At 67.6% G+C, this 11,312-nt stretch carries 7 protein-coding genes and 1 pseudogene; 4 read left to right on the top strand and 4 right to left on the bottom strand.

What is annotated here, in order from left to right; all coding sequences use genetic code 11:
- The first annotated feature begins 204 nt into the window (after window positions 1-204).
- Window positions 205-2,496, top strand: a complete 2,292-nt coding sequence (locus Y706_RS0117920; RefSeq protein ID WP_156945191.1) for a RelA/SpoT family protein — start codon at window positions 205-207, stop codon at window positions 2,494-2,496.
- Between the two features lie 41 nt (window positions 2,497-2,537).
- Here Y706_RS0117920 and Y706_RS0117915 read toward each other — a convergent pair whose 3' ends face one another.
- The 3 genes from Y706_RS0117915 to Y706_RS0117905 form a co-directional block, all read right to left on the bottom strand.
- Complete coding sequence (locus Y706_RS0117915) at window positions 2,538-3,218, bottom strand: type IV toxin-antitoxin system AbiEi family antitoxin (RefSeq protein WP_253906824.1); 681 nt, start codon at window positions 3,216-3,218, stop codon at window positions 2,538-2,540.
- 108 nt (window positions 3,219-3,326) lie between these two features.
- Entirely contained in the window at window positions 3,327-5,024 is a 1,698-nt protein-coding gene (locus tag Y706_RS0117910) for a DUF349 domain-containing protein (RefSeq protein WP_028277688.1), read from the bottom strand.
- 61 nt (window positions 5,025-5,085) lie between these two features.
- A complete protein-coding gene (locus Y706_RS0117905) occupies window positions 5,086-5,892 on the bottom strand; it encodes a peptidylprolyl isomerase (RefSeq protein ID WP_028277687.1) in 807 nt (268 codons plus the stop codon).
- A gap of 278 nt (window positions 5,893-6,170) precedes the next feature.
- Here Y706_RS0117905 and hisS point away from each other — a divergent pair, with 278 nt between their 5' ends.
- Window positions 6,171-7,511, top strand: coding sequence for a histidine--tRNA ligase (gene hisS, locus Y706_RS0117900; RefSeq protein WP_028277686.1), 1,341 nt, complete (start codon window positions 6,171-6,173; stop codon window positions 7,509-7,511).
- A 6-nt stretch (window positions 7,512-7,517) separates the two neighbouring features.
- Here the strand turns inward: hisS and Y706_RS0117895 are convergent, their stop codons facing one another.
- Window positions 7,518-8,897 carry an APC family permease gene (locus tag Y706_RS0117895; RefSeq protein WP_028277685.1) on the bottom strand — a complete coding sequence of 460 codons (1,380 nt, stop codon included), beginning with the start codon at window positions 8,895-8,897 and terminating at the stop codon, window positions 7,518-7,520.
- A gap of 123 nt (window positions 8,898-9,020) precedes the next feature.
- Here Y706_RS0117895 and aspS point away from each other — a divergent pair, with 123 nt between their 5' ends.
- Both aspS and Y706_RS26265 read left to right on the top strand, forming a co-directional pair.
- Complete coding sequence (aspS, locus tag Y706_RS0117890) at window positions 9,021-10,805, top strand: aspartate--tRNA ligase (RefSeq protein ID WP_028277684.1); 1,785 nt, start codon at window positions 9,021-9,023, stop codon at window positions 10,803-10,805.
- Window positions 10,806-10,900: 95 nt separating this feature from the next.
- Window positions 10,901-11,312 (top strand): annotated as a pseudogene (locus Y706_RS26265) (GNAT family N-acetyltransferase); the annotation flags it as partial.

Raw genomic sequence — 11,312 nt, 5'->3', positions numbered from 1 at the left:
TTTTCGACGGCCTCCGGCCCGTCGCCGTATCCCCGCCGGTTATCGAAGTATCCTGCTGCGGGAATACACTTGAATAATTAACCGGTCGCGAGAGGTGCTCCATTGGAAGAACGTTCGACGCCGGTGCCGGAGGCACCTGCGGACAAGGGCCAAGGCCAGGGTTCACAGACTGGCCTGGTGGTTCCCGGACGCCCCGATGTTCCCGTGCCGGTGGACAACTCCGGTGCCCGGCCCACTTTTCCCGGCCGGCGCGAGCGCACGAGGTCCCGTCTTGCCCGGCTGACGGGCCGTGGTACTCCGGCCTACTCGCCGATTTTGGAGCCGTTGCTGCGCACTGTGCGCGCCAACAACCCCAAAGAGGATTTCGATCTCATCCAGCGCGCCTTCGTGGTCGCCGAGCGCTGCCACCGGGGCCAGAAGCGCAAGAGCGGCGACCCTTACATCACCCACCCCGTCGCAGTGGCCACCATCCTCGCCGAACTCGGCCTCAGCGGCACCACGCTGGCCGCGGCCCTGCTGCATGACACCGTCGAAGACACGTCCTACACCCTCGCCGACCTGAAGACCGAGTTCGGTCCGGAAGTGGCCATGCTGGTGGACGGCGTCACGAAGCTGGACAAGGTCAGCTTCGGTGAGGCGGCCCAGTCCGAGACCGTGCGCAAAATGGTCGTCGCCATGGCCAAGGACATCCGCGTCCTGATGATCAAACTCGCCGACCGGCTCCACAATGCCCGCACGTGGCGTTTTGTCTCGGCTGAGTCCTCGGCCCGCAAGGCCCGGGAAACGCTGGAAATCTTCGCGCCGCTGGCCCACCGGCTTGGCATGAACACCATCAAGTGGGAGCTGGAGGACCTGTCCTTCGCTGCCCTCTATCCGAAGGTGTACGAGGAAATCGTGCGCATGGTGGGGGACCGGACCCCGGAACGCGAAAAGAACCTGGCGGTCATCCGCAACCAGATCACCGAGGACCTCAGGGCCGCGAAGATCAAGGCCACGATCACCGGGCGGCCAAAGCACTACTACTCGATCTACCAGAAGATGATCGTCCGCGACAAAGACTTCGACGACATCAACGACCTCATGGGCGTGCGCGTCCTGGTCGATTCTGTCCGGGACTGTTACGCGGCCCTGGGCGCGATGCACTCGCGCTGGAACCCCCTGCCCGGGCGGTTCAAGGACTACATCGCGATGCCCAAGTTCAACATGTACCAGTCGCTGCACACCACGGTGATCGGTCCCGGCGGCAAGCCGGTCGAAATCCAGATCCGCACCCACGAGATGCACCGCCGGGCCGAGTACGGCGTCGCCGCGCACTGGAAGTACAAGGACCAGCCGAACCGGACGGCGGCCGGCCCCGGCAGCCCGCGCGACGGCGACATGGGCTGGCTGCGTTCCCTCGTGGACTGGCAGCAGGAAACGTCGGACCCCGGCGAATTCCTCGACTCCCTCCGCTTTGAAATCAACGCCCGGGAAGTGTTCGTCTTCACCCCCAAGGGCGAGGTCATGGCCCTCCCCGCCGGGTCCACACCCGTCGACTTCGCGTACGCAGTGCACACCGAGGTGGGCCACCGGACTATTGGCGCACGCGTCAACGGCAAGCTCGTTCCGCTCAACAGCGAACTGAACCACGGCGACTGGGTCGAGATCTTCACCTCGAAGGCCGAAGGAGCCGGCCCCAGCCAGGACTGGCAGCACTTCGTCAAGAGTGCCCGGGCCCGGAACAAGATCAGGCAATGGTTCAGCAAGGAACGCCGCGAGGAAGCGATTGACCGCGGCAAGGACCTGCTGACCAAAGCGATGCGGAAGCAAAACCTGCCGCTGCAGCGGCTCATGACCCACGACGCCCTCGCGGCGATCGCCGAGGACTTCAAATACGCTGACATCTCCGGGCTCTACGCCGGCGTGGGCGACGGCCACACCTCCGCCCAGTCCGTGATGGAACGCCTGGTGGAGAGCCTGGGCGGGAACGAGCACCCGGACGATGCCCTCACCGAGGTCTCCATCCCCACCCAGGTCAGCAAGGCCCGGTTCTCCGATTCCGGCGTCGTTGTCCGCGGCGTGGACGACGTCTGGGTCAAGCTCGCCCGGTGCTGCACGCCGGTCCCGCCGGATCCGATCCTGGGCTTCGTCACGCGTGGCTCCGGGGTCTCCGTGCACCGGACCGACTGCACCAACGTGAGCGGCCTGATGGACCAGCCGGACAGGATCGTGGAGGTGGACTGGGCCCCCACACAGTCCAGCGTGTTCCTGGTGGAAATCCAGGTCGAGGCGCTGGACCGCAAATCGTTGCTCTCCGACGTCACCCGGGTGCTCTCGGAAAACCACGTCAACATCCTGGCGGCGAGCGTGCACACGTCCACTGACCGGGTGGCAATCTCCAAGTTTGCCTTCGAGATGGGCGACCCGAAGTACCTCAGCCACGTGCTCAGCGCGGTCCGCAGGATCGACGGCGTCTTCGACGTGTACCGCACCACCGGAAACCGCCGCCGCAGCTGACCCGGCAGTTCAGGCCTCGGTCCACCGCTTTCTGCATGGGATCAATCTGGCGCCGCCGGCTCTGCCGCGAGGGCGGCGAGCTTCGCCAGGGCCGCCCGCTTATGCGGAACGCGCGGACTCGCCTCCACGGCGAGCCTGAGCAGCCGCAGGCGGACGCCCAGTTCGGGACGAGCCAACAGCGCCCTGAGGGCCGGCACGCCCCGCTCCGCGTCCACGTGCATCGCCACGTCCACGGCCGTGCGCAGCGGGCTGGACACCATCAGGCCTCCCATGCTCACGACGTCGAACGGCCCCAGGCGAACTTCGTGGAAGGTGCAGCCGCGCACGGACCGCAGACTGGAGATCCGCCGGTTGGCGTCAACCAGCAGGGCCAGGCGGTCCGGCTCCGTGGCACACCCATAGATCCATGCCGCGGTCATCCGGCCCGCCACGACCCGCTGCCGGATCGCCGGGGCCACCACCAGGGACGCGGCCCGCGCGCGAAGCTGCGGACTGGCGTGGGACCCGGGCGGCAGGTAGCCGCGCTGATACAGCTGCGTCAGCACGCCGTCGGCGGCCATGGCCTGCAGCTCCGGCCAGGAGAACAGCGCGCCGGGGGAGTAGAGCTCGCAGTGTTCCGGCCCCGCACCTGGACTTGGAGTCCCCGGTACCGGAGGTCCCGGCACCAGGGCGTGCCGGCCCGGAACCGGCGGAGCGGTGGGAGCGCGGGGCATGATTACCATTCCGCCATCGTTCCCGGTTCCCCGGACATAGAACAGGCCCCGTGCCGGTCATGTGGATAACCGAAACGGGGCCTGGACTGACCTGCTGGTGTACTTCGTGCGGAGTGCCTAGGAGAGTTCGCTCGCTGAGCGCTCGAGCTGCTCCAGCCAGGCCTGGCGTGCCTCGAGGGCTTCCCGGGCGGCCTTGATCTTGCGCTCGTCGCCGGCCTTCTCCGCCTTGGCCAGATCTTCCTTGAGGCCGGCAATGGCGGCCTCGAGCTGGGTGAGGGCGCTGTTGGTGCGCGCCTTCGTCTCCGGGTTGGAGCGCTTCCAGTTTTCGTCCTCGGCGTGGCGGACAGCGTCCTCCACCTTCCGCAGACCGGCTTCGATGCGGCCCATGTCGGCACGCGGCACCTTGCCGGCTTCTTCCCAGCGGTCCCGGATGGACTGCAGTGCCTTCTTGGCTGCCGCGAGATCCTTGATCGGCAGGAGCTCGTTGGCTTCCACCAGGAGCGCTTCCTTTACCACCAGGTTCGCACCGTATTCCTGGTCGATCTCGTCGTTGGCTGCCTGGCGGTTGGTGAAGAAGACGTCCTGTGCGGCGCGGAAGCGGGCCCACAGCGCGTCGTCGTCCTTGCGGCTGGCGCGGGGAGAGGCTTTCCACTCATCCATCAGGCGGCGGTATTCGCCGGCGGCAAAACCCCAGTCGGTCGAGGACGAAAGGGCCTCGGCCTCGGTGATGAGCTTCTCCTTTGCGGCCTTGGCCGCCGAATTGTTGCTGTCCAGCTGGGAGAAGTACGCGCGGCGGTGCCGGTCAAACACCGTGCGGGCGGCGCGGAACCGCTTCCACAGTGCGTCCTCATTGCTGCGGCCGAGCCGGACGCCGCTCTTCTGGGCGGTCTTCCAGCTCTCGAAGAGTTCGTTCATCCGCGCGCTGGAGGTCTTCCACTGGATCTGCGCGGGATCGTGGCCGGCAATTTCCTCGGCCTCGGCCACGATCGCCTCGCGGGCGGCAAGCTCAGCGGCGCGGACAGCGTCGTGCTCGGCCTTCTCAGCCTTTTCCAGCTCGCCGATCTGTGTCACCAGAGCGTCCAGCCGGGCCTCGGCGGAGCGGATGTCGCCCACCATGTTCCGCTCGGCGAGCTGCTCGCGCAGGTGCGTGACGGTCTTCTGCATGTCCGCGGTGGGCGCCTTGGAACTCACCCGCTGTTCCAGCAGGACGATCTGGGCCACGACGTCCTCGAACTTCCGGGCGAAGTAGCCCAGGGCCTCGTCCTCGCTGACCCCCGGGTACTGGCCTACGGGGTATTCCGTGCCGTCAACGGTCAGGAAGACGTGGCCGTCGCCTTCAACACGGCCCCAGCGGGCCGCTTCGGCCAGTGAGGCTGCGGAGGACACGGCCGCCGGGGCCGGAGCCGGTGCGGCCGCAGACGGCTTGGCCTTCGGCCGGCCGGCAAATGCTGCCGGGCTCGGTGCGGGACGCGCGGTCGGCGCGGGACCCGGCGTCGGAACCGGGGCGGCGGTGGCTTCGGCTTGGTCAACAGGCTCGGCCGTCGCCGCCGGCTCGGCGGGTTCTGCCGGAACGGCCGTCGCCGCCGGCTCGACGGGTTCTGCCGGAACGGCGGGCACAGTGGGCTCGGATGCCTCGGTAAGTTCCTCGCCGGCTGCGGCGGGTTCCTCGCCGGCCGCGGCTGGTGCCTCGGGTGCCGCAGTCTCGCCGTCGGAGTCTACGGCAGTGCCTGCACTCTCGGCGGGGGTTGCCTCGGTTTCGGTTTCGTTGGCAGCTGCTGTTGCCAATGTTTCGTCGGATTTCTGACTGTCTGTCACCGCTAGAAGTCTTTCGCTTGGAGGGAAATACCGGGACCAGGGCCTTGAGGGCCGCGGCTGGTTACTTCAGTGAGAACGAGTCTATCGTGACTGGTTCCACAGGTGCGCCGTCGGTGGCGTTGTCGCCGGGCTTCAGTCCGGCGGCGGCAATACCGCCCACCACGTCGAGTCCAGAGGTCACCTTGCCCACCACCGTATAGCCCCCGGCGGCATCCGCTGGAATGACGGTGTCCTTGTACACAATGAAGAATTGGGTGCCGTTGCCGTTGGCGTTCCCGCCGGTCCGGGCCACTGCGATGGTTCCGGCGGGATACTTGTTGTCCTGCGGGGTGTTTTCCAGCGGGCCCCAGGTGTAGCCCGGGTCGCTGCTGCCGTCGCCGGCCTTGGAACCGCACTGGAGGACGCCGAAGTTCTCGGCCGTGGTCAGCCGGTGGCAGCTGACGCCGTCGTAGAACTTTTGGTCGGCAAGGGATTTGAAGACCGCCGCGGCCTGGGGGGCCTTCGTGCCGTCGAGTTCGACGCCGAGCGTGCCGCGGTTCAGCTTGAGCTCGCCTGTGAACGTCTTGCCCGCGGCGGTCTCGGGCTTGGGGATGTTCGCGCCGTTCGTCGGGGCCGCTGTGGGTGAGGCGGATGCCGACGGGCTGTTCAGTCCCTCCTGCGCGGCCGCGAATTCCTCTTCGGTCGGGTTTGAGGCGAAGACGGTCAGCTGAAGCACCAAGGCCAGGCCAATTGCTGCCGTGCCGGCGCTGATGGCGAAGACGTTGTCGCGCTTGCGGCGCTTGTCCTGGTCCCGGCGCAGGCCGCGCCTGGCCTCCATCTGCTGGACGCGCCGCTTCGCCTCGCGTGCGCTGCGTGAACTGGCCGCCAAAGGTCCTCCTGGTTGTATGGCCGCCACCATGACGGGGCCGTAGGCGCCGTCGCGCTAGCAGCAGCAAGCTGCCGGCAGTCCCGCCGGGTCCGGCTCCGTTGGAAGAAGCAGGCGCCGAACGCATAAACTGACTGCCGCACACAGTTTATGCACGACTGGCCGGTCTGCCGCTTATCTTCGTTACGTTTCGACAGAGAGAATGCCGCCTGACGCCCGCGCCCGAAGATACTGCAGTAGCAACGAGATACCGCAGTGGTAACCAGAGGAGAAATTTCACCATGGCACGCACAGCCTCCCTGTCAGGATTCCCCGAGTGGCTTCCCGAGGAGCGGCTGGTGGAACTCCATGTGCTGGACACGCTGCGCCGGACCTTCGAACTCCATGGTTTCTCCTCGATCGAGACCCGCGCCGTGGAGACGGTGGGCCAGTTGCTGCGCAAGGGCGAAATCGACAAAGAGGTCTACGGCCTCAGCCGGCTCCAGGACGATGAGGACTCCGCGGCCAAGTTCGACCCCCATGCCCTTGCCCTGCACTTCGACCTCACCGTGCCCTTCGCCCGGTACGTCGTGGAAAACGCCGGCTACCTGGCGTTCCCGTTCCGCCGCTACCAGATCCAGAAGGTCTGGCGCGGCGAACGTCCCCAGGAGGGACGGGCCCGCGAGTTCACCCAGGCGGACATCGACGTCGTCGGCGACGGCGAACTGCCGTTCCGGTACGACGTCGAAATCGCGCTGGTGATTGCTGAGGCGCTCAACGCGCTGCCCATCCCCGACTTCCTGCTGCGGATCAACAACCGCAAGCTGGCCGAGGGCTTCTACACCGGGATCGGCCTCACGGACACCGCGGGCGTCCTGCGCAGCATCGACAAACTCGAGAAAGTCGGGCCGGCGAAGGTGGCCGAGTTGCTCAAGGAGGAACTCGGCGCCACTGACGATCAGGCGCAGGCTGCCCTGAAGCTCGCGGGCATCCGCACCAAGGACACGTCCTTTGTGGAGCAGGTCCGGGCGCTGGGCGTCACCAACGAGCTGTTGGAGGAAGGCCTGAACGAGCTGGAGCAGGTCATTGCGGCCGCTGTCCAGCACGCGCCGGGTCGGGTCGTCGCCGATCTCAGCATCGCCCGCGGCCTCGATTACTACACCGGCACCGTGGTGGAAACCGTCCTGGTGGGGCACGAGCAGCTGGGCTCGATCTGCTCCGGCGGCCGCTACGACGCCCTGGCGAGCAAGGGCAACCGCAAGTTCCCCGGCGTCGGCCTCTCCATCGGCGTGACCCGGCTGGTGTCGCGGATCCTGAGCCAGGACCTGGCCAAGGCCACGCGCTCCGTGCCGACCGCCGTGCTGGTGACGCTGAACAACGACGACAGCTGGGCCGCAGCGCAGGATGTCGCGGCGCAGCTGCGCAGCCGGGGCATCGCCACGGAGGTCGCCGCGAAGGCGGAGAAGTTCGGCAAGCAGATCAAGTTCGCCGACCGTCGCGGCATTCCGTTTGTCTGGTTCACTGACGACGACGGCAAGCACCAGGTCAAAGACATCCGCACGGGCGAGCAGTACGACGCCGACCCGGACTCGTGGACGCCCTCCAAGGAGGACCTGCACGTGCGCGTGATCGCCGCGAGCTAGGACTAGCTAGGAGTTCCGGGCAGGCCCGTTAGTGTCCCGCGTCCTGCGCACCAGCAGGACGAGGAACCGCCCGGCCACCCCTGCCGCCAGCACCGCAGCCATCAACAGCATGGAGGCCGGCGGCAGGGTGACGGCCAGGACCAGGCAGCCGAGGAAACCCAGCACGTTGAGCCAGCGCGGCGCATGCCAGGGGCGTCCGGCCAGTGTGAAAGCCGCGGCGTTCGTCACGGCATAATAGACCAGCACGCCGAAGCTGGAAAATCCGACCACGGTCATCACGTCAGTGCTCAGCAGCAGGACAACGACGGCGGCCGCGACGGCCAGTTCCGCCGTGAACGGGACGGTGCGGGCGCGGCCCACACTGGCCAGCGGGGCGGGCAGGTCCCGTTCCCGCGCCATCGCCAACGTGGTCCGGCCGACCCCGGTGATCAGGGCCAGCAGCGCGCCGAGGCAGGCCGCGGCCGCTCCGGCCTGGACGAACGGGACGCCGGCGCCGAGGCGGGAGACCGCCACCGCGTCCAGCAGCGGCGCCGTCGAACCCGCCAGCTGCTGCGGGGGCAGGTGCCACTGCAGCAGCGCGGCCAGGCCAAAGTAGATCACGAAGGCCCCGGCCAGTGCGGCCAGGATGGCCCGCGGGATGGTTCGGGCGGGATCCTTGACCTCCTCGCCGAGGGTGGCGATCCGCGCATAACCCGCGAAGGCGAAGAACATCAGCCCCGCCGCGGGAAGGACGCCCCAGCCGCCGGAGGGCGGCGCGGGATAGACCGGCGCCGCCGACACGGCAGGGGCGCCCGCCGGGTGCGGACCGAGCAGGGACGCAACGGTGACGAAGACGAGCGTGGCCAACACGACGGCCAGCAGGATCCTGGTCAGCAGTGCGGTCCGCGTGATGCCGAGCAGATTAACTCCCGTGAGGACGACGACGCCGGCGATCGCCAGCGGCGTGGCATAAGCCGGCGCCACGTAGTGCCCGAACGTCAGCGCCATCGCCGCGCAGGACGCCGTCTTACCCGTGATGAAACCCCAGCCCGCAATGAAGCCCGGCCACTGGCCGAGCTGCCGGCGCCCGTACACGTAAGTTCCCCCGCTGTCGGGGTACCTCGCCGCCAACTGCGCCGACGCGACGGCATTGCAGTAGGCGATGACGCCTGCCACGGCCACGGCAAGTGTCAGCAGCGGCCCGGCCAGGGCTGCGGCGGGGGAGAACACGACGAACACGCCGGCGCCCAGCATCGAACCCAGGCCAATTGCCGTGGAATCGAACACGCCGAGGCGGCGCTGCAGCCGCTGGGGTGGCCGCTGCGGACCAGGCCGGCCGCCGGGCTGATCGCGGGGCTGACGCGGGGGCTGGTCACCGGGCTGGGTTCCGTTGTGCCGGGTTGCCATGGCAAAAGGGGCCTTTCCAACGGGTAAACTCGAACGGGATCGTTCCCGTAGCGATCCTATTAGAACGTCATTGTTTTGATATCGCTTTTGATTTTCCCTCTGTCTTCTTCAGAAAGGCGTGCTGTGCTGCGCACACATGACCTCGGATCACTTCGCTCCGAGCACATTGGACAAACCGTAACCCTCGCCGGCTGGGTCGGCCGGCGTCGTGACCACGGTGGTGTCGCATTCGTTGACCTGCGCGACGCGTCCGGCGTCGCCCAGGTTGTGGTCCGCGAAGAAGAGGTCTTCCACGGACTGCGCAACGAATATGTGCTGCAGATCGTCGGCACCGTCTCCCAGCGTCCCGAAGGCAACGAGAACCCGGCGCTTCCCACCGGCGAGATCGAGGTCATGGCCGAGAAGGTCACGATCCTCAACACCTCGGACCCGCTGCCGTTCCAGATCGACGAACACGTTGAGGTGGGCGAGGAAGCACGCCTGAAGCACCGCTACCTGGACCTGCGCCGTCCCGGCCCCGCCCGTAACCTGCGCCTGCGTTCGGAAGCCAACCGGGTGGCCCGCGAACTGCTTCACCAGGACGGCTACGTGGAGATCGAAACCCCCACGCTGACCCGTTCGACGCCGGAAGGCGCCCGCGACTTTGTGGTTCCGGCCCGCCTGGCGCCGGGTTCCTGGTACGCGCTGCCGCAGTCCCCGCAGCTGTTCAAGCAGCTCCTTCAGGTGGGCGGCTTCGAAAAGTACTACCAGATCGCCCGTTGCTACCGCGATGAAGACTTCCGCGCGGACCGCCAGCCGGAATTCACCCAGCTGGACATCGAGGCCAGCTTCGTGGAACAGGACGACATCATCCGCCTGGGCGAGAACATCGTCAAGGCCCTGTGGAAGCTGATCGACGTCGAGATCCCGACGCCGATCCAGCGCATCACCTACCACGACGCCATGGCCCGCTACGGCTCGGACAAGCCGGACCTGCGCTTCGGCCAGGAGCTCACTGAGCTGACAGAATTCTTCAAGGACACCAACTTCGGTGTCTTCAAGGCGCCTTACGTCGGCGCCGTCGTCATGCCCGGCGGCGCCTCCCAGGCCCGCCGGGCCCTCGACGCCTGGCAGGAGTGGGCCAAGCAGCGCGGCGCCAAGGGCCTGGCGTACGTCCTGTACAAGGAGGATGGCGAACTCGCCGGTCCCGTCGCCAAGAACCTCACCGAGACCGAGCGGGCGGGCCTCGCCGACGCCGTCGGCGCCAAGCCCGGTGACTGCATCTTCTTCGCAGCCGGCGAGAAGACCCCGTCCCGCGCGCTCCTCGGCGCTGCCCGCGTCGAGATCGGCCACCGCACCGGGCTCATCAACCCCGCTGACTGGGCGTTCTGCTGGGTCGTGGACGCGCCGATGTTCGAGCCGGCCGCCGCCGCTGTCGCCTCCGGCGACGTCGCCGTCGGCGCAGGCAAGTGGACCGCCGTCCACCACGCGTTCACCTCGCCCAAGCCCGAGTTCATGGACTCCTTCGACACCGATCCCGAATCGGCGCTGTCCTACGCCTACGACATCGTCTGCAACGGCAACGAAATTGGCGGCGGCTCGATCCGTATCCACGAGCGCGACGTCCAGGAACGCGTCTTCGAGCTCATGGGCCTGGACAAGGAAGACGCCCAGACCAAGTTCGGCTTCCTGCTGGAGGGCTTCAAGTTCGGAGCCCCTCCGCACGGCGGCATCGCCTTCGGCTGGGACCGCGTCGTTGCCCTGCTGGCCGGCGTGGAGTCCATCCGCGATGTCATCGCGTTCCCGAAGTCCGGCGGCGGCTTCGACCCGCTGACCCAGGCTCCCGCTCCCATCACGGCGCAGCAGCGCAAGGAAGCCGGCGTCGACTTCAAGCCGCAGCCCAAGAAACCTGAGGACGGTAGGGACTAGCCTGCGAGCTTCAGCGGCAGGGGCACCCCGGGCAACCGGGGAGCCCCTGCCGTCTGTCATTAGTTGCCCGCATTCGTCCCGGACGGAGTAGCTCGATGAACCTGGAACCGCACCCCGGGGTGATACCTGGATCCATCCCCGGGCTGGAGACGCTGATGGATGCAGCGTGGCCTGCCGTGGAGCGCGAGGAATCCGGCGGGTGGGTGCTGCGGGCGGCGTCAGGGGTGACCCAGCGGGCGAACTCGGTCTGGCCGAGGGACCCCGGCGAGGATCCGCACCGGCAGCTCGCCGCAGTCCGCGACGCCCGGCTTTGGTACCGCAGCCGGCGGCTTCCGCTCATCTTCCAAATTTTTGACGGCCCACGCCACGCGGCGCTCAACGCGGTGCTCGACGCCGAAGGGTTCACCCGGCAGTCCGAAACCCTGGTGCTGGTCCATGTTCCCGGTGCTGAGCCCGGCGTGGAGTCCGGCGCGGACTCCAGCGGCCCCGAACCTGCCGTGGAAATTT

This window comes from Arthrobacter sp. I3 (genome assembly GCF_000520575.1).
In the GTDB taxonomy this organism is placed as follows: domain Bacteria; phylum Actinomycetota; class Actinomycetes; order Actinomycetales; family Micrococcaceae; genus Arthrobacter; species Arthrobacter humicola_A.
This window is presented reverse-complemented; position numbering and strand designations above follow the sequence as displayed.